Genomic DNA, 18,622 nt, shown 5'->3' with positions numbered 1-18,622 from the left:
CTTTTCATAGACAAACCGAGCCACGCGTGGCACCTGATGCGCGGCCAAGGAAGACGCGCGTAATGACGGAAAAGACCTTCACACCAACCCCGGATCAAAGCCCTGCCTTTCGCGAGGCATTGGGGTGCTTTGGCACCGGCGTCACCGTGATCACCACGCAAACCGAAGGTGGACCGCACGCGATCACCGTGAATTCTTTTGCCTCGGTCTCATTGGACCCCCCGCTGGTGTTGTGGTGTCTGGCCAAGGAATCGTTCCGTTTCGGCGCTTTCAGCAGCTGCGAACACTATTCGATTCATGTGATGGCACAGGATCAACAAGAGCAGGCGCTGCGATTTGCGCGTGACGGTACGGATTTCTCTCATGCAGATTGGACCGAGGACGAGACCGGTCGCCCGCAATTGAACCAATGTCTGGCGAGGTTTGACTGCCGTCTGCACGCACGGCACGACGCTGGCGATCACCTGATAATTGTCGGTCAAGTGGAACAGGTGATGTACCGCACCGGCAAAGGCTTGATCTTCAAACGCGGCCAGTTCGGCGGATTTGTCGATCTGATCTAGTCATCCAGAGATCCATGCACGGCCAGCGCCTCAAGCTGAGCATCTTGGGGCGTAATGACGCGATAGCTTTCGTGCACGCCCGCCTCACTCAACTCACGGGCCACGGTCAGCAGCGTATTGGCGGCATGGTCTTCGCACAGGTCAGACATGTGCTCGACTTCGGATTGTGCGACGCCCATTGCCGCCTCGACCGAAGGCGCGCCATAGAATTGCACAAAATGTTCGGCCAGATTGCGCGTGATCTGATCTTTCTCTGCCGGTTCGATCTGCGTCACCGCTACAAACGTCACACGACCAAAGGTTTCCAGACCCAACCAGCCATTTGCGAAAGCTTGCCGTGCCTTGCCCTCAAGATCGGCGTCGCTCCAGTTCGAAAACTCGAACCCGCCAGACACACACCACTCTCCGGTTCGCGCCGGAGAATGAAACACGTTCATATCACTTTCGTCGAAATGGATTGCGCGGGCCAGTTTCATCATCCGTTCTCCAAAACGTCGGTCAGGGGACGCAGGCGCGTATCAGACCCGTCCCGGATCAGCATTCCAAACCGCTCGTCGGTGCCCAGAAAAACTCCGCCATCGTCAAGTGGATCACCGACGCCGCGCAGCAAGCCCATCCATTCGGCATGCAGCGGTGCGTTGCCATCTTCCTGCCAGCGGTTCAGCCAAGTCAGCGTATGACGCGACCAGCTTTCTACCAACTGGCTTGCGGAAACATCAGCACACCCCTCTTCATAAAGCGCGGTGACTTCCGGTGTTGCGCCCGGTGCTTCGCTGGTTTGCAACAGCGCCAATTCCCATCCAACAATTAGCCAGTCAGGTTCCTGATCGGGCGATGTACTAGACGCAGCAACCCGGAACATCCCGCATTTCGCACCGTTCACACAAATCAAACCATTCCACCCCAGATGCACAGCAACCTCTGGCGGGGCCAGAGCGCCCAGCGCATTCTGAAATCCCACAGCGCACAGCGGCAACATCGCCATTGCGTCCTGAAGCGGCACTTCAGGCGCAAAGACGATGGCAACGCGCAGACGGTCGGCCTGAACGTTGTAAACGACCGTTCCCGCGTCGCATCCCAGCGCGGCCATAGCCTGCGCCCTGTCAAACGGGTCTTCCCCACCCTGAACCGGGTGACCCGTCAACAAAGGGGGAAAGACCGGCTGGCTCATGCGAAACCGTTCGAGATCAGGTCGCGTGCGATCTTGCGAAACGACTCGGCCTGCGGACTATCGGGCTTGCTGACCACGATAGGCGCGCCTCCGTCAGCGGCCACGCGGATGTCCAGATGCAGCGGGATCTCACCCAGCAGCGGTACACCCAGCGATTCCGCCTCGGACGCGACACCGCCATGACCAAACACATGTTCTTCGTGACCGCAATTCGAGCAGATATGAGTGGACATGTTTTCGATCATGCCCACGATCGGGGTTTTGAGCTGATTGAACATATCAATCCCCTTGCGGGCGTCGATCAAGGCCACGTCCTGCGGGGTCGAAACCACGATGGCACCGTCCACCTGGAACTTCTGGCTCAGCGTCAACTGCACATCCCCGGTGCCGGGCGGAAGGTCGACGATCAGAACGTCCAACGCGCCCCACTGCACCTGCCCCATCATCTGTTGCAGCGCACCCATCAACATCGGGCCCCGCCAAACCACGGCCTGACCTTCGTTGGTCATCAGCCCCATGGACATCATGGTCACGCCATGATTGCGCAGCGGCAGGATGGTCTTGCCATCAGGGCTGGCCGGGCGACCGGATACACCCAGCATTCGGGGCTGAGAGGGACCGTAGACATCCGCGTCCAGCAGACCCACGCGCCGTCCTTCAGCCGCCAACGCACAGGCGAGGTTAGCCGAGACAGTAGACTTGCCGACGCCGCCTTTGCCCGAAGCAACGGCAATGATCCTGTCTACACCGGGAACGGCCTGCGGCCCGGTCTGAGACGGTTTGGGTTTCGGTTTCAGATCCGGCGGCGCTTTATCGGAATGCGCGGTCATCATCGCCGACACATTGGCCACACCGTCAACCATCTGCGCGGCTTTCTCGGCCGTCGCGCGCACGGGCTCCATCTTTTCCGCGTGCTTTGGGTCGATCTCAAGCACAAAGCGTACTGTGTCGCCTTCAACGTTCAGCGCACGCACGATGCCCGCGCTCACAATATCTTGCCCGGATACCGGGTCGGTGATCTTTTTCAGGTTCGCCAGAACCGCGTCACGAACACTCATGCCTTGTTTCCTTCGATGTGCCCTGCTGACAGGGGCGTGCGCATCACCATTGTCTGGTTGCCGCTCATTGCATGTGTCTCCGTCTCTTTCAGTTTATTTGACGCACCGCGCCCTGCCCCGTTAGGCTGAGCCATGCGCTTTGTCCTCTTGTGCCTGAGCCTGACGTTCTCTGCCACCCCCTCCTTGTCTCAGGAGGCGATTGGCCTTGCGGCCCCGGCCGAGGTGAAAGACTCGGGTCTGTTGCAACATATTCTTCCTCGCTTCTCTCTCAAGACCGGGATACGCGTTATTGCGGACGATGCGGGTGTTATGGTGCTTAATTCCGCGCCGCCAGGTGATCCCGTCTTTGCCCGTGAGGGGGTGGTGTATCACCTGAGCATTGAAGACGAAAAGCGTCAGGCCCGATTTCGCGACTGGCTGCTCTCGGATATCGGCAAACGCACCGTCGAGAGTTTTACACCTTCTCAGGGAGGAGCCTTCACCGTCAGCTTCGATCTGAATGTCGTTCAGGCAGACGAGGCTGTCGACGGCGACACCGTGCTGGGCGAAGAACTGTCGATGACCCATTGCGGACGGTGTCATGTGATCGGGCCCAAGAACCGAATGAACGGGCTGGGTTCGACCCCTTCCTTTGCCGTCTTGCGCGCCATGCCGGATTGGTCCGAACGGTTCGAGGCGTTTTTTGCGCTCAACCCCCACCCCGCATTTACACAGATCGACGGGCTGACGCCACCTTTTGACCCCGAGCGCCCCTCTCCGATTCATCCTGTTGAAATGACCTTGGGCGATCTGGACGCAATACTCGCCTTTGTGTCACGGATGAAAGCCGCAGATTTGGGGGCTCCGCTGCAGCTTCAATGATCCTTTCTGTCCGAATAATAGTCGTCGGTCGTGACAACCCGCGGCTTGGGCTTTGACTGGAACGGGTTATCCTGCTGTTCGAACTGCACTTTCACCCGGCAATTGTCACACATCTGGATCATCCGCGCCTGATCCGAACTGGCAAACATCGGATGCGTGCCGGAAAGCTTCTCCATGATCCGCTCGACCGTAGATTTCACCCCAAACAATGCGCCGCATTCGACACAGGCAAAGGGTTCTTCTTCGTTGAGCACCTGTTGAGACAGCGCAGCATCGCTCAGATCCAGTTGCGGTACCAGAGTAATCGCGTCTTCTGGGCAGATCGTCTTGCACATTCCGCATTGCAGGCAGGCATCCTGCTGGAAGTTGAGTTGCGGTTTGTCCGGGTTGTCGATCAAAGCCCCCGACGGGCACAGTGACACACAGCTGAGGCACAGGGTGCAACTGTCGGTGTTCACCGCCACCGCCCCGTAAGGTGCGTTTTCGGGCAGCGCCAGTGGAGCTTCGGCCTGCGGATTTAGCGCCTGCGCGGCCAATCGTGTAATCTGCCGCCGGTTGCCCAGCGGAAGAACAGGATCGGCCAGCGGCAGCGGCACGTCTTGACCATAGAGCAGATCAGCCATGACATCCGGATCAGCCTCATCAATTAGCCCGATAACATTTGATCCGGCAATCGCTTGTGCCAACGCTACCTCACGATCCAGCGCGCCACGTTCCGTCGTGGGTGCAAGCAACACGTCGACCCGGGCAAATCCATGCGCCAAAGCAGCCAACATCTCGGCGTGACCGAAACCAGATATTACATTTAGTTCCAGCGGGATAACGTCCGAAGGTAAACCGCGACCAAAACGCGCTGCCAGCCGGATCATCTCGGCCCCATGCGCATCGTGAACAAGCAACCGGGGCGCGGCCCCTCCTGCTCGTCGATAGGTGCGCGCCAGGATGTGCATCCGGGACAACAGCGCCGAAACGGTCGGATCCTCGTAAGTGATCGCCGTCGACGGACACAGTGCGGCACACGCACCGCATCCGGCACATACCATCGGGTCGATGCTCACATGTTCACCCGCTGGGGTGATTGCACCGGTTGGGCAAACATCCAGACAGTTTGAACAGCCCACTTGTTCCGCCCGCGAATGGGCGCAGAGGGTTTCTTCCAACCGCACGTACAAGGGTTTTTCGAATGTCCCAACAAGCTGTGCGGCCTCAAAAGCCAAACGCTCGACAGCCACCGCGTCTTTTGGATCAGCGCGCAGATACCCTTCACGCTTGGCCGGGGCTTGTACAAACGGCGTGCCACCTGCAAGGTCCAGGATAATGTCACATGTGGATTGCGCCCCGTCTTTCGGGTCAGTCCATGCGAAGGCACCGCGCCCACCCGGTAGAACCTGTTGCAACGCGTCCAGACGAAGTGAAAAACCGCCCAGCGCTCCGGATACTGATTTCACCTGCCCACGTATCACGTCATACGCGCGCGAGATTGGCTCTGCCTGATCGATCGCCAAAACGGTCACCGCCAAGGTTCCTGCCAACTTTTCAGCCAGATCAAAACTCACTGCGCCGGGACCAACAATAAAACAGGTTCCTTCGCTTACGACATCGACGCTGGGCGTCACGGGTTGCGGCAACTGCGCCTCAGCCGCCAGCGCCGCCATTTTAGGCGTTGCATCTGCACCCTGATCGGACCAGCCCGCACGGTCGCGCAAATCAAAGAAGCCGGGCATTTCAATATTCAGATCTTCTGCCAGAGACTGGAACACCTCTTGTTCCTGCAGGCAGGCAATTGTGGTTGCTCCCTCCTGCATCAGCTCGACCGCGGATTGCAGTTGGGTTGTACAAAGCGCCGTGTGTACCTTGGAGCAGCTGACACCACAGGCGCTTTCGATCCTGTCGGGATCCAAAACCTGAGTTCCAGCGCAATCGCATAGCAGTATTTTGGTGCCCATTTTCCCTCCCGCAGGACGCTCTCCTGATCCCATGAAGCTTAGGCTGTACGCAGGGCACGGCAACTTCAACCCCCTGTCGCGAACCGTTTGCCAGCCTGCATTCGGACCTAAAATCGATGGAAACAAAAGTGTTTTTGGCCTCAATCACGCAGTTGCGACCCAAACCTACGACCAAAGTACTAAAGCGCAGGCTTGGCACAAACACAAATTGTGTACCATAGTGTTCATGCAAAGGCAGGGGAGCGCCTTTCGGGGAGGAGCCAGTGGCCAAGGCCGCAAGCCAGATCGAAATGCCGGTTGGCGTCATCGTACGCAAAACGCCCGGGGTCACGCGTTGGGCCCGTTGGAACTGGCGTGCAGTCGCCGTATTGCCCGGCGCCGGCCCTGCTGATTGGCAGGAATTGCGTCGTGAGGGCGATGCGGTTGAATACCACGCAGCCACCCTGCCCCTGACACTTTGGGCGGATGAGACCGAAGCCTACATGGTCAATCTGTCAGACGGCCTGCCTTCTCTTTATCTGGTGTTGCGCGACGAATTGCAGGGCGACGTTCCGTTGAACGCGGTTCTCATCACTGCCTCACCGTTTGAAGGGCAGGACTATGCGGACACCGGCGAGGAAATTGTCGAGAAAATCCCCATGACCGAAGGCTTGATTGCCTGGGTGCGGGATTTCACCCTTCAGCATCATAAAGACGAGGTGTTCATCAAGCGTCGGCGGGATAAAAAGCGTACCGATCTGGTAGAGGACGGCAAAGGCGACCCACGGATCAGGCAAACCTCGGATGTCTACCGCGCGCCGCGGAGGGTTGTGCAATGACCCAGGTCCGCGACTTCTGGTCCCGACGCAAGGCAGCCGTGCAGGCTGAAGCCGAGGCTGAGGTTGTCGCGGCTGAAGAACAGGCGATCGCTGCACAGCACGCTGAACTTGAGGAAAAAAGCGATGCTGAGCTATTGGCCGAGTTTGATCTGCCGGACCCGGACACATTGCAGCCCGGAGATGATGTATCGGGTTTCATGGCCAAAGCTGTACCCGACCGGCTGCGCCGCCGTGCCTTGCGGCGCTTGTGGCGACTGAACCCCGTTTTGGCCAACGTCGACGGGCTGGTCGACTATGGTGAGGACTACACAGACGCGGCCTGTGTGATTGAGAACCTCCAAACAGCGTATCAGGTTGGCAAGGGTATGCTGGCCCATGTCGAAGCCCTGGCGGCGGCTGAAGACCCTCCTGAGGATGAGTTCGCCCTTGAAGATGAGCCAACACCTGATCCGGCGACAAATGCAGAGCCCCCGAGTGATACTCCCCCTGTTCAAGAGGCGGTCCTGGCAGAGACAGAAGCAGAAACCGAGGTCGAGGACGAAATCGAAATGCCCCCGGCCCCGCGCCGCATGAGATTTGAATTCGAAGGATAACGAATGACCGCAAGCAACGCGCAAAATATGGATATCTCAGCCGAGGATCGGCTGCGCGCGGATTTCTACAACTTTCTGGGCCTGCTTCTGGCTGGTCCGCCAGATCAGTTGCTTCTGGACCAGATGGCCGGCCTAAGCGGAGATGACACCGATCTGGGCGAGGCCATTCAGGCTATGGCACGCGTCGCCAAGGTCACCAAACCTGCTGCTGCCGAGCGCGAGTTCAACGCGCTGTTCATTGGCTTGGGACGTGGTGAGTTGCTGCCTTACGCCAGTTTTTATCTGACCGGGTTCCTGAACGAAAAACCTTTGGCGCAATTGCGCAACGATATGGCTGTACGCGGGATCACCCGTGCGCAGAACGTTTTTGAACCCGAAGACAACGTTGCCTCACTGATGGAGATGATGGCGGGCATGATCGTTGGCCGTTTCGGATCGCCGGCGACGTTAGAAGACCAGAAAACGTTCTGGAACAAACATATCGGCCCCTGGGCCGCACATTTCTATTCGGATTTGGAAGCCGCCGAAGCGTCGGTTCTCTATGCCTCGGTCGGCACCGCCGGTCGGGTGTTCATGGAAATCGAACGCGAGGCCTTCCGAATGACGGCGGCATAACCCGCCACTCGCCAGCGCTTGAATTGGCGCTAGATCGCAAATGGGAGAGGAGAAGCCCATGAGCAAGACCAAGGAAGAAGGCGCAACGCGCCGCGACTTCCTCAAACTGGCCGGAACCGCAGCGCCCGCTGCCGTTGCCGCCGCCAGCCTGAGCGGTCAAGCCGAAGCAGCCGAGCTGCCGACGGACGAGACCCGCATGCAAGATACAGCGCATACCCGCGCATATCTGGAAAGCGCGCGCTTCTAAGCCGCCTCGACTGCGCCCGGCGCATCAGCCGGACGATGTCACTTACCCGACTGACGGTTGCGATTGGCCCTGACGTCGGTTTCGCAGTTACCAAGCCAGCCGTGATCCTCATGGCCAGCAAGGGAGGAAAGAAATGCTTAGGAAAAAGACCAACGGGGTTGCGAGACGCCCCCAGCGGACAAGTATCCTGTCCCAGGTCGGCGAGAAAACCGTCGACCGCCGCGCATTCCTGCGTGGCTCGGGCCTGACGATCGGCGGCCTTGCCGCGATCAGCGCCACGGGTGGAACCGTGACGCCTGCCAGCGCCCAAACAGCGGCCAACACCGCCGTTGAGAATATTAAATCCGTATGCACCCACTGTTCGGTCGGCTGTACCGTTGTTGCCGAAGTGCAGAATGGCGTCTGGATCGGGCAGGAACCCGGCTGGGACAGCCCGTTCAACCTGGGTGCACATTGTGCCAAGGGGGCCTCGGTCCGCGAGCACGCCCATGGCGAGCGTCGCCTGAAGTATCCGATGAAAAAGGAAGGCGGCGAGTGGAAGCGCATCAGCTGGGAAGAGGCGATCAACGAGATCGGCGACGGCATGATGAACATCCGTCAGGAATCCGGGCCGGACAGCGTGTACTGGCTGGGCTCGGCCAAGCACAATAACGAACAGGCCTATCTGTTCCGCAAGTTCGCCGCCTACTGGGGCACGAACAATGTGGACCACCAGGCCCGTATCTGCCACTCGACCACTGTTGCGGGTGTTGCGAATACATGGGGCTACGGCGCCATGACCAATTCGTACAATGACATCCACAACTCACGGGCCATCTTCATCATCGGCGGCAACCCGGCCGAGGCGCATCCCGTCTCGCTGCTGCACGTTCTGCGCGCGAAAGAGCAGAACAACGCTCCGCTGATCGTCTGCGACCCGCGCTTTACGCGCACCGCGGCGCATGCGGATGAATATGTGCGGTTCCGTCCCGGCACAGACGTTGCGTTGATCTGGGGTATCCTGTGGCACATCTTCGACAACGGTTGGGAGGACAAAGAGTTCATCCGCACCCGCGTCTGGGGGATGGACCAGATCCGTACCGAAGTTGCCAATTGGAACCCGGAAGAGACCGAACGTGTAACCGGTGTTCCCGGCTCACAGCTCAAGCGCGTTGCTCGTACCATGGTCAACAACCGCCCCGGCACTGTGATCTGGTGTATGGGTGGGACGCAGCACACCAACGGCAACAACAACACCCGCGCTTACTGCGTGCTCCAGCTTGCTTTGGGCAACATGGGCACTTCGGGCGGCGGCACCAACATCTTCCGCGGCCATGACAACGTGCAGGGCGCGACGGACCTTGGTGTTCTGTCCCACACCCTGCCCGGCTATTACGGCCTGTCGAAGGGTGCATGGGGTCACTGGGCCCGTGTCTGGGGTGAAGATCCCGAATGGCTGGCAGGCCAGTTCGCCACGATCAAGGACAAGGAAGGCAAGGATAAACCGCTTCAGAACGAACGTGGCATCCCGGTCTCTCGCTGGATTGATGGTGTTCTGGAAGACCCGGCCAACATGGATCAGGACAACAATGTCCGCGCCATGGTTTTGTGGGGCCACGCGCCCAACTCGCAGACCCGGATGACGGAAATGAAGACGGCGATGGAGAAGCTGGACATGCTGGTCGTGATCGACCCGTACCCCACCGTCTCGGCCGTGCTGCATGACCGCACCGATGGCGTCTACCTGCTGCCGGCCTGCACACAGTTCGAAACCCGTGGCTCGGTCACGGCGTCGAATCGGTCGCTGCAATGGCGCGACAAGGTGGTAGAACCGTTGTTCGAAAGCCTGCCGGACGAGGTCATCATGGCCAAGTTCGCCAACAAGTTTGGCTGGGCGGATCGATTGTTCCGCAATATCGAGATGGACGATCCGGAAACCCCCAATGTTGAAAGCATCACACGTGAGTTCAACGCGGGTCTCTGGACCATCGGATATACCGGTCAGTCGCCAGAGCGTTTGAAAAGCCATATGGCCAACCAGCACACGTTCGACAGAACCACGCTGCAAGCCATTGGTGGACCCAACGATGGCGAATATTACGGTCTGCCCTGGCCCTGCTGGGGAACACCGGAGATGGGTCATACGGGAACACCAAACCTTTATGACATGTCCAAACCAGTGGCCGAAGGTGGCCTGACCTTCCGCGCGCGCTTTGGCGTGGAACGCGATGGCGACAACCTGCTGGCCGAAGGGGTCTATAGCGTTGGATCGGAAATTCAGGATGGATACCCTGAATTCACGATGCAAATGCTGATGGATCTTGGCTGGGACGGTGATCTGACGGCTGAGGAACGCGCGGCCATCGACGCCGTTGCGGGGCCAGAGACCAACTGGAAGACCGACCTGTCCGGCGGTATCCAGCGGGTCGCGATCGAGCACGGCTGTGCGCCCTTCGGGAACGCCAAAGCCCGCGCGGTCGTCTGGACCTTCCCGGATCCGATCCCACTGCACCGCGAGCCGCTCTATACCAACCGGCGCGATCTGGTGGAGGACTATCCGACCTACGAAGACCGGCAAGCCTATCGCCTACCCACCCTTTATGCTTCGATCCAAAAGAACGACTTTTCAAAGGATTACCCGATAATCCTCACGTCAGGTCGTCTGGTCGAATATGAAGGCGGCGGCGATGAGACACGGTCGAACCCGTGGCTGGCCGAGCTTCAACAGGACATGTTCGTCGAGATCAATCCGCGCGATGCCAACAACCTTGGTATTCGTGACGGATCGCAGGTCTGGGTCGAAGGTCCTGAGGGTGGCAAGGTCAAGGTGATGGCGATGCTGACCAACAGGGTCGGTGCCGGCGTGGCCTTCATGCCGTTCCACTTTGGTGGCCATTTCCAGGGTGAAGACCTGAGGGAGAAATACCCGAAAGGCGCCGATCCCTATGTGCTGGGTGAAAGTACCAACACCGCCCAGACCTATGGCTATGATTCCGTGACCCAGATGCAAGAGACCAAAGCGACTCTCTGCAAAATCTGGTCAGCGTAAGGGAGGAGAAGAGAACATGGCAGCAAGAGCAAAGTTTCTCTGCGACGCCGAACGCTGCATCGAGTGCAATGCCTGCGTCACCGCGTGTAAGAACGAACACGAGGTGCCGTGGGGCGTGAACCGCCGCAGGGTGGTGACGATCAATGACGGTGACCCGGGCGAACGCTCGATTTCGGTGGCCTGTATGCATTGTTCGGATGCGCCCTGCATGGCGGTGTGCCCGGTCGACTGCTTCTATCAGAACGAAGAAGGGGTCGTCCTGCACTCCAAGGACCTGTGCATTGGTTGTGGTTATTGCTTCTACGCGTGCCCCTTCGGCGCACCGCAATACCCGCAGGCAGGCAACTTCGGATCGCGCGGCAAGATGGACAAATGTACCTTCTGCGCCGGTGGCCCCGAGGAAACGCACTCGACCGCAGAGTTCGCAAAATATGGTCGCAACCGGATCGCCGAGGGCAAATTGCCCATCTGCGCTGAGATGTGTTCCACCAAGGCCCTGCTCGCCGGTGACGGCGACGTGGTCTCGGCCATCTACCGCGAGCGCGTCGTTGCGCGCGGGTTCGGCTCGGGCGCGTGGGGTTGGGGCACCGCCTACGACCAGAAAGACGGCTAAGACCGCTTTTTCATGAGCCAAACAGGCGACCCGCATCCGTGGGTCGCCTGATCAGGGATTTTGACCGAGGTTCAGATGTTCCGCTTACTCATCGCATTGCTGTTCACCATTGGGCTGGCACAGGCCACCGTTGCGCAAACCAACGAGGCTGAGGCACCCGCCACCACGAATGAGCGCGCCTCGACCGGTGGTGCGACCACGCTTGAGGATATTCTCGCGCGTCAGCGTGGAGAGAAAGTCGATAACAGTTTTCGCTCAGAAAACACTGGCCAGGGCAATGTCGAAGGTCTGTTGGGCCAGTTTGGACCCAGCGGCGTATCCTCGGACAGTGACGTGTACCGCGCGCTGCGCTTTGGCTCGGCCGATGTGACCGTATCCTCGCGCGGACCTGCTGACAGTGTACTGATCCAAGATGGCGGCATGTGGTGGTGGGAATTCCGCACTGGGCCGTTACGCGAATATGGCGGTTACATCATAGCAGGAATGCTGGCCATCATCGTTCTGTTTTTCCTGATCCGAGGCAAGATTCGCATCGACGGAGAAAAGACCGGCCGTACCGTCCTGCGCTTCACCAGTTTTGAACGCTTCGGTCATTGGCTGTTCGCTGGGTCTTTCATCGTTCTCGCAATTACCGGCCTGCTGACGCTCTATGGCCGCGACTTCCTGATCCCGATTTTCGGCAAGGAAGGTTTCGCAACCATCGCGCAAGGCTGCAAATGGCTACACAACAATCTGGCATGGGCCTTCATGTTGGGGCTGATCATCATCACGGTGAACTGGATTGCCCATAACATCCCCAACCGCACCGACCTGAAATGGCTGGCAGCCGGAGGAGGCTTGTTCAGCAAAAACAGCCACCCGCCCGCCAAGAAGTTCAACGCAGGGCAAAAGATCATCTTTTGGGCCTGCATATTGCTGGGCGTCTCGATCAGCCTGTCCGGTCTGTCGCTGTTGTTTCCGTTTGAATTGCCGATGTTCGCCAAGACCTTCTCGGTTGCCAATGCCACCGGCATTCCACAAGCGCTTGGCCTGAACCTGCCCGTGCAAATGTCGCCTCAGGAAGAGATGCAATATGCCCAAGTCTGGCACGTGATGGTCGCTTATGTCTTCATCGCCATCATTATCGCGCATATCTACCTCGGCTCGGTCGGAATGGAGGGCGCGTTTGACGCCATGGGTTCGGGCGAAGTCGAAGAACAATGGGCGCGCGAACACCACTCGTTGTGGCTGGAAGAGGTGCAGGAAAAAGAGGCTGGCAAGGCAGCGGCCTCACCCGCCGAATAGATGCGCTGGCTGATCCTTGCCTGTGCGTTGACCCCCCTGCCCGCATGGGCGGAGTTCCTCACGCTCAAAGGCCATGGCGGGCCGATCATGGGAATTGCCACCGCGCCAGACGGTCGGATCGCAACAGCCAGTTTCGACAATTCTGTCGGGCTATGGTCGGACCAGACACCCCAATGGCTGGAAGGACACGAAGCCGCCGTGAACGCGGTCGTTTTCAACGGTACAGCAATTTATTCCGCCGGAGATGATTTTACCCTGCGCCGTTGGCCGGGCGGAGAGATTGTCGGTCAGCACAAAGGCAAGATCGTTTCCGTGGCCGCGTCCAAAACGCATGTCGCAACGGCCAGTTGGGACGGCACAATCGGTATTTGGCCCATTGATGGCACCACCCCCGACCTGTTCGGCCCTACGGGCAGCGGCGTGAATGCGGTCACTTTTTCACCGGATGGGTCACAGCTTTTTTCTGCTGGCGTCGATGGGGCCTTACGCGTGTGGGATGTCGCAACCGGCGAAGAAACGGACCGGCTGGTTGAACACGGCTTTGGCATCAACGAATTGATCTTTAATGCGCAGGATAACTGGATCGCCTATGGCGCGGTGGACGGAGTGACGCGAATCCTCGATCTGACAACCGGTGAAGAACGCGACTTTACTCTGGATCGCCGCCCGATCCTGGCCCTTGCACTCAGCCCGGACCGAAGCCTTTTGGCCGTCGGCGACGGTGAAGGCTATATCATGATGATCGACACAACCGAATGGCGCATCACGCAGGATTTTCGCGCAACGCTGCGCGGACCGGTCTGGGCGCTGTCATTCTCGGACGATGGTCAGAACATCCACGCCGGTGGCATAGACGCGGCCATGTACAGCTGGCCCGTGGGTGACCTGTCGGATCAACAGCAAATGGCCTCTTCCGAGCCCAGTTTTCTAAAAGATCCCGACGAAATGGAAAACGGAGAGCGCCAATTCGCCCGCAAATGCTCGATCTGCCACAGCCTGACACCCGACAGCGAACGCCGAGCTGGGCCGACGCTGCACGGTATCTTTGGACGACCTGCCGGAACCCTGCCCGGATATTTATACTCGGATACGCTGCAAGACTCTGATATTGTTTGGAATGAACAGACAATAAATGCCCTTTTCGATGAGGGGCCGGATCATTACATTCCGGGGTCGAAGATGCCGATGCAACGAATTACAGAACAGCAGGATCGGGACGACCTGATCGCCTTCCTGCGCCGCGCGACGGACGACCAGAACTGAACCGGAGGAGACTATGAAAGCCTTTTTTGCCGCAGTTGCCGCGATGGTCGTGATTACAGTCGCAGCCCCATCCACACTGGATCGGTTCGGGTTCAGTGCTGCTGATACCACGTCGGGTCCAGCGGTGCGCCTCGACTGAATGTCTCAATACCTGACCACCCGAGAACTGGCCGATCTGCTGCGCATTGGCGAGCGGAAAGCCTATGACCTTGCCTCTTCGGGCGAGGTGCCCTGCGTGCGCGCCATGGGCAAGCTGCTGTTCCCAAGAACCGAAATCATCGCCTGGCTCAACGCCTCGCGGTCCGGTCCGCAGGTGGCTGAACCGCCCCTGCCCCCGATTGTTGCTGGCAGTCATGATCCTTTGCTGGACTGGGCATTGCGCGAAAGCGGATCAGGGCTTGCCACCTACTATGATGGCTCTTTCGATGGATTGACGCGGCTGAGCGACCGCACTGCGCAGGCCGCGGTATTGCACATCCACGAAGACGGTGGGTTCAACACCAATTCCCTGCGCGACGCCTTGGGAGAAGCCCCGGTCGTTCTCTGTGAAATCGCCCGACGGGAACGGGGATTACTGCTTGCTCCGGGCATATCGGGCATCAAATCGTTCCAAGACCTCAGATCCAGACGCGTCATCCTGCGTCAGGACAGTGCAGCCAGCCAGCGCCTGTTTGAGGCGCAACTTGAGGCACATGGGCTAAATCGCGAAGACTTGGACGTTTTCCCCGGTTGCGCCCGCACCGAAGAAGAACTTGCCATAGCGCTGCACGATCAAAAGGCCGAGGCTGGTTTTGGACTGGGTGCCTTGGCCGGGCTGTACAACCTTGGCTTTGTCCCCACCCATTCCGAGCGGCTGGACCTGGCTATCTGGCGCAGATCTTTTTTCGATCCGCCGCTGCAAAAGCTGATGACACTGCTGCGCTCGGATCATTTCACACAACGGGCCCGCGAATTCGGCGGTTATGACCTGTCGGGCCTCGGTACGATCCACCACAATGGTGCCAGCGGCTGATCCCCCGCCCACCGCTTCATCTTTTCAAAAATACTCGCCCCGCAAGGGTTGGCCGCAGGCCAATTTACTGGGCATTGGGAAAAAACACCTGCTGTCCTTCTAGCCTGAAGGACGCGATCGCCTCCTGCCCGTCCGGACCCGTCAACCAGTCGATAAAGCGTTGACCGGATGCCGCCCGCACATGTTGATGCTTTTCAGGGTTCACAAGGATGACACCGTACTGATTGAACAGGCGCGGATCGCCCTCGACCAATACTTCAAGATTGCCTCGGTTCCCAAAGGACAACCACGTGGCCCGGTCTGTCAGCGTATAGGCGTCCATTCCGCTGGCCACGCTTAAGGTTGCGCCCATGCCCGAGCCGGTTTCGCGATACCACGTTCCTGAGGCGCCCGAAGGATCAAGGCCAGCATCCGACCAATGGCCCATCTCAGCCTTGTGCGTCCCACTGTCGTCTCCACGCGATACGAAGGGCGCTTCAACCTCTGCGATCTCACTCAGAGCAGCCAGAATATTCGTGCCGCCACGAATTCCGGCCGGATCAGAATTCGGGCCAACCAGAACAAAATCGTTGTACATCAGGTCTTTGCGTTCAACGCCCCAGCCATCGGCAACAAACTTCTCTTCCGCAGGCTTGGAATGGACCAGCAGCACGTCACCGTCCCCGTTGATTGCATTACGGATCGCCTGACCTGTTCCCACCGCGACGACACGCACGTCTATGCCGGATTCGGCTTCGAACCACGGTAAAATATGCTCCAGCAGTCCAGAGTTTTGTGTCGAGGTCGTCGATTGCACCACTATGAACGGTGTTTCCGCCGAAACCGACCCCGCCGTTAAGCCAAGAGCCACTGCTGCTGCCCGAATAACTGCCCGGAACATCATTTTCTCCGATTTTCTTTTTAAGTAACCAACCCGCCTGCCAGATAGCGGCGCGATGCGTCGCTTTCCGGTGCGTCCAACACCTGTTTTGCAGCGCCATGCTCTACCACATGCCCGCCCTGCATCATGACCACATCCGATGCCAACCGTCGTGCCTGCCCGATGTCATGCGTCACCATCACGATCCGCACCCCACGCGCCGAGGCGCGCAGCACCATCCGCTCGATCATCTGCGTTGCAGCCGGATCAAGCGCGCTGGTGGGCTCGTCCAGAAACAGCGTGTCGGGCTCCAACGCCAGCGCACGCAGGACCGCAAGCCTTTGTGCCTCGCCACCCGACAACGACCGCGCAGGCTGACGCGCCTTGCCGTCAAGCCCACCTTCGACCAGCAATTCAGCGATACGGGTCTTTCGGACCGCCCGCCCCAGCCCCTGGCGTTTTAGAACAAAGTCCAGATTGCCGGACACAGAGCGGCGCAGCAAAACCGGGTGTTGGAATACCATAGCCTGACGCGCCTTTTGCGCAGCGCTCAGCGGCTGTCCATCCTGCACCACACGGCCGTGGTCAGGTGCGATCAAACCATGCAGGCAGCGCAGCAAAAGGCTTTTGCCCGCACCGTTTGGGCCAAGAATAAGGGTTGGGCCCGGACCATCCAGAACCAATGAAGGCACATCCAGCAACGCACGGCCCTTGTTGCGGATTTGAAGGTCTTCAACCTCAATGCGGTTCACCATATCGCAGATGACATCACGCATGGCGTAACCCCTCCTGCTCGGCCCTCAGGCTTACGGCGCTGACCATTGCATTCACGGCCACGGCAATCCCGATCAGAATTGCGCCCAACGCCAACGCAAGCGCCAGATTTCCTTTCGAGGTTTCCAGCGCGATGGTTGTTGTCATCACGCGTGTCACATGATTGATGTTGCCACCGACGATGATCACCGCCCCCACTTCGGCAATGGCGCGTCCAAACCCAGCCAGCAAAGCTGTGACCAAAGCCAACCGCGCATCCCACAGTAAAACCGGAACGGATGCCAGCCGTGACACACCAAGGGATCGAAGCTGCTCGGAATACTCTTCGGCCAGCATCTCGATCACCTGCCGCGTCAATGCCGCAACGATCGGGGTAACCAGAACCACCTGAGCGATGATCATCGCAGTTGGTGTATACAGAAGTTCCAGAACGCCCAGAGGCCCTGAACGCGACAGCATAAGGTAAACCAGCAACCCCACAACGACCGGCGGAAACCCCATCAGGGCATTCATCAAAACGATCAGAACCCGCCGTCCGGGAAACCGGGCCACGGCCAAAGCAGCCCCAACCGGCATACCAATCAGCGCTGAAATCAGCACCGCAAATATGGAAACTTTCAGGGACAGAAGCACAATTGCCCAAAGCTCCGAGTCTCCTTGAAAGATCAGAGCGATGGCTGAGCTGAATTCTGATGCAAATCCCTGCATTTTATTCCTGAAAGATTGCATTTCGTATGAAATGCGTTCATTTACAGGTAAATACTACTCTGTTTTTCCATCGAGTACAGACACAAATCCGGCATCTGAAACGAGAAACGCGGCCCCAATTGGGGCCGCGCTGAAAGCCTTGAACTGACGGCTTGCGTTAGTTCAGCGCTGCGTCGGTAATCTGATGCGTCCAGGCACCGTCAGGCTGTTTTGTGATGGCTGGATTTTCCGCAGAAACGGCGGACAGCAGTGTTTTTACTGTCTGTTCATAATCAGCGGGGTCCAGCGCGCCATCAGATCCTTCAATCAGCTTTGCAACCTCACCCATCATATAGACCTGATGGTCCAGTTCTTGTGCACCGGTCTCATCGAATTCCAGCACGATCTCAGCAGCTTCTTCCTGGTTTTCAGCCGCGTATTTCCAGCCTTTCATCGAGGCCCGAACAAAACGCTCCATCTTGTCGACGAACGCAGGATCGCTCAGATTCTCTTCCATCACATACAGGCCATCTTCGAGCATCCCGAAACCCATCTGAAGATAGTTGAATGTCACCAACTCTTCAGGTGTGATACCGGCTTGAAGGATCTGGCGGTATTCGTTGTAGGTCATAGTGGAAATGCAATCCGCCTGCCCTTGGATCAGAGGGTCCGCGGAAAACGCCTGTTTCAGAACAGTCACCCCATTCTCGTCCGCTCCATCTGTTTCGATGCCCAAGGACGCCATCCAGGCGTAGAACGGATACTCATTGCCAAAAAACCAAACACCCATGGTGCGACCGGGAAAGTCCTCAGGGCTTTCGACGCCAGTGGACTTAAGGCAATTGACCTGCAGGCCACCGGTTTTGAACGGCTGTGCGATATTCACCAGCGGTACGCCACGCTCACGCGCCGCCAGACCAGCGGCCATCCATGTGGTGATGACGTCGGCACCACCTCCAGCAATAACCTGTTCCGGCGCGATGTCCGGGCCACCCGGTTTGATTGTGACATCAAGACCTTCTTCGTCGTAGAAACCTTTTGCTTCTGCTACAAAATAGCCGGCAAATTGCGCCTGTCCGACCCATTTCAACTGCAGCGTCACCTCGTCCGCCGCAAGCGCCGTGCTGGCTGCCAAACTGAAGGCGGCGACCGCCCCGCTAAGTAGCTTATTCATCTTCATTTCTCCTAGTTGCTTTTGGTTGCCCCGTTTTCGAGGTCTGTTGAGTTATT

21 protein-coding genes are annotated in these 18,622 nt (G+C 58.5%); 12 read left to right on the top strand and 9 right to left on the bottom strand.

From position 1 onward, the window contains the following. Positions 1–62 precede the first annotated feature (62 nt). Positions 63–563 (top strand): flavin reductase family protein, encoded by a 501-nt coding sequence (locus tag GOV90_RS01155; protein ID WP_171089529.1) that lies wholly within the window; start codon positions 63–65, stop codon positions 561–563. Here the strand turns inward: GOV90_RS01155 and GOV90_RS01150 are convergent. The 4 genes from GOV90_RS01150 to GOV90_RS01135 are packed head-to-tail and all read right to left on the bottom strand — an operon-like array spanning position 560 to position 2,926. Then, positions 560–1,039 carry a DUF6505 family protein gene (locus GOV90_RS01150; protein ID WP_171089527.1) on the bottom strand — a complete coding sequence of 160 codons (480 nt, stop codon included), beginning with the start codon at positions 1,037–1,039 and terminating at the stop codon, positions 560–562. The genes GOV90_RS01155 and GOV90_RS01150 overlap by 4 nt on opposite strands. Then, a complete protein-coding gene (locus GOV90_RS01145; protein WP_171089525.1) occupies positions 1,039–1,734 on the bottom strand; it encodes a biotin/lipoate--protein ligase family protein in 696 nt (231 codons plus the stop codon). Before GOV90_RS01145 ends, GOV90_RS01150 begins: the two co-directional genes overlap by 1 nt. Beyond that, positions 1,731–2,792, bottom strand: a complete 1,062-nt coding sequence (locus GOV90_RS01140) for an Mrp/NBP35 family ATP-binding protein (RefSeq protein WP_171089523.1) — start codon at positions 2,790–2,792, stop codon at positions 1,731–1,733. Before GOV90_RS01140 ends, GOV90_RS01145 begins: the two co-directional genes overlap by 4 nt. Beyond that, complete coding sequence (locus GOV90_RS01135; protein WP_171089521.1) at positions 2,789–2,926, bottom strand: hypothetical protein; 138 nt, start codon at positions 2,924–2,926, stop codon at positions 2,789–2,791. The genes GOV90_RS01140 and GOV90_RS01135 overlap by 4 nt, the downstream gene beginning before the upstream one ends. Here GOV90_RS01135 and GOV90_RS01130 point away from each other — a divergent pair. Next, entirely contained in the window at positions 2,925–3,653 is a 729-nt protein-coding gene (locus tag GOV90_RS01130) for a hypothetical protein (protein ID WP_171089519.1), read from the top strand. The genes GOV90_RS01135 and GOV90_RS01130 overlap by 2 nt on opposite strands. Here GOV90_RS01130 and GOV90_RS01125 read toward each other — a convergent pair. Beyond that, complete coding sequence (locus GOV90_RS01125) at positions 3,647–5,599, bottom strand: 4Fe-4S binding protein (RefSeq protein WP_171089517.1); 1,953 nt, start codon at positions 5,597–5,599, stop codon at positions 3,647–3,649. The genes GOV90_RS01130 and GOV90_RS01125 overlap by 7 nt on opposite strands. 263 nt (positions 5,600–5,862) lie before the next feature. On the opposite strand from GOV90_RS01125, the gene GOV90_RS01120 reads away from it, so the two are divergent. The 10 genes from GOV90_RS01120 to GOV90_RS01080 all read left to right on the top strand — a co-directional run bounded on the left by GOV90_RS01120 (position 5,863) and on the right by GOV90_RS01080 (position 15,072). Then, a complete protein-coding gene (locus GOV90_RS01120; RefSeq protein WP_171089515.1) occupies positions 5,863–6,417 on the top strand; it encodes a DUF3305 domain-containing protein in 555 nt (184 codons plus the stop codon). Then, positions 6,414–7,010, top strand: coding sequence for a DUF3306 domain-containing protein (locus GOV90_RS01115; protein WP_171089513.1), 597 nt, complete (start codon positions 6,414–6,416; stop codon positions 7,008–7,010). Before GOV90_RS01120 ends, GOV90_RS01115 begins: the two co-directional genes overlap by 4 nt. Positions 7,011–7,013: 3 nt before the next feature. Further along, positions 7,014–7,625, top strand: a complete 612-nt coding sequence (locus tag GOV90_RS01110; RefSeq protein WP_171089511.1) for a molecular chaperone — start codon at positions 7,014–7,016, stop codon at positions 7,623–7,625. Positions 7,626–7,683: 58 nt separating this feature from the next. After that, entirely contained in the window at positions 7,684–7,872 is a 189-nt protein-coding gene (locus tag GOV90_RS01105; protein WP_170376587.1) for a ubiquinol-cytochrome c reductase iron-sulfur subunit N-terminal domain-containing protein, read from the top strand. Between the two features lie 133 nt (positions 7,873–8,005). After that, on the top strand, positions 8,006–10,900 hold the full coding sequence (locus tag GOV90_RS01100; RefSeq protein ID WP_171089509.1) for a formate dehydrogenase subunit alpha: 2,895 nt from the start codon (positions 8,006–8,008) through the stop codon (positions 10,898–10,900). 16 nt (positions 10,901–10,916) lie between these two features. Beyond that, positions 10,917–11,513: a formate dehydrogenase FDH3 subunit beta gene (gene fdh3B / locus GOV90_RS01095; RefSeq protein WP_039530246.1), complete on the top strand. Its 597-nt coding sequence runs from the start codon at positions 10,917–10,919 to the stop codon at positions 11,511–11,513. Between the two features lie 75 nt (positions 11,514–11,588). After that, positions 11,589–12,797, top strand: coding sequence for a formate dehydrogenase subunit gamma (locus tag GOV90_RS01090; protein WP_171089506.1), 1,209 nt, complete (start codon positions 11,589–11,591; stop codon positions 12,795–12,797). Beyond that, entirely contained in the window at positions 12,798–14,060 is a 1,263-nt protein-coding gene (locus GOV90_RS01085) for a c-type cytochrome (protein WP_171089504.1), read from the top strand. A gap of 13 nt (positions 14,061–14,073) precedes the next feature. After that, complete coding sequence (locus GOV90_RS21285; protein ID WP_256367925.1) at positions 14,074–14,199, top strand: hypothetical protein; 126 nt, start codon at positions 14,074–14,076, stop codon at positions 14,197–14,199. Then, complete coding sequence (locus tag GOV90_RS01080; RefSeq protein ID WP_171089502.1) at positions 14,200–15,072, top strand: helix-turn-helix transcriptional regulator; 873 nt, start codon at positions 14,200–14,202, stop codon at positions 15,070–15,072. 64 nt (positions 15,073–15,136) lie between these two features. On the opposite strand, the gene GOV90_RS01075 is transcribed toward GOV90_RS01080, so the two are convergent. The 4 genes from GOV90_RS01075 to GOV90_RS01060 form a co-directional block, all read right to left on the bottom strand. Beyond that, positions 15,137–15,952 carry a substrate-binding domain-containing protein gene (locus tag GOV90_RS01075; protein WP_171089500.1) on the bottom strand — a complete coding sequence of 272 codons (816 nt, stop codon included), beginning with the start codon at positions 15,950–15,952 and terminating at the stop codon, positions 15,137–15,139. A gap of 20 nt (positions 15,953–15,972) precedes the next feature. Beyond that, positions 15,973–16,707 carry an ATP-binding cassette domain-containing protein gene (locus tag GOV90_RS01070; protein WP_171089498.1) on the bottom strand — a complete coding sequence of 245 codons (735 nt, stop codon included), beginning with the start codon at positions 16,705–16,707 and terminating at the stop codon, positions 15,973–15,975. Continuing rightward, complete coding sequence (locus GOV90_RS01065; protein WP_171089496.1) at positions 16,700–17,413, bottom strand: ABC transporter permease; 714 nt, start codon at positions 17,411–17,413, stop codon at positions 16,700–16,702. Before GOV90_RS01065 ends, GOV90_RS01070 begins: the two co-directional genes overlap by 8 nt. Before the next feature lie 157 nt (positions 17,414–17,570). After that, positions 17,571–18,566, bottom strand: a complete 996-nt coding sequence (locus GOV90_RS01060; protein ID WP_171105202.1) for an ABC transporter substrate-binding protein — start codon at positions 18,564–18,566, stop codon at positions 17,571–17,573. Positions 18,567–18,622 lie beyond the last annotated feature (56 nt).

Source organism: Ruegeria sp. HKCCA5929 (assembly GCF_013034525.1).
Classification (GTDB): domain Bacteria; phylum Pseudomonadota; class Alphaproteobacteria; order Rhodobacterales; family Rhodobacteraceae; genus Ruegeria.
The sequence above is the reverse complement of the archived record's forward strand: the minus strand, read 5'-3'. Positions and strand labels throughout refer to the sequence as shown.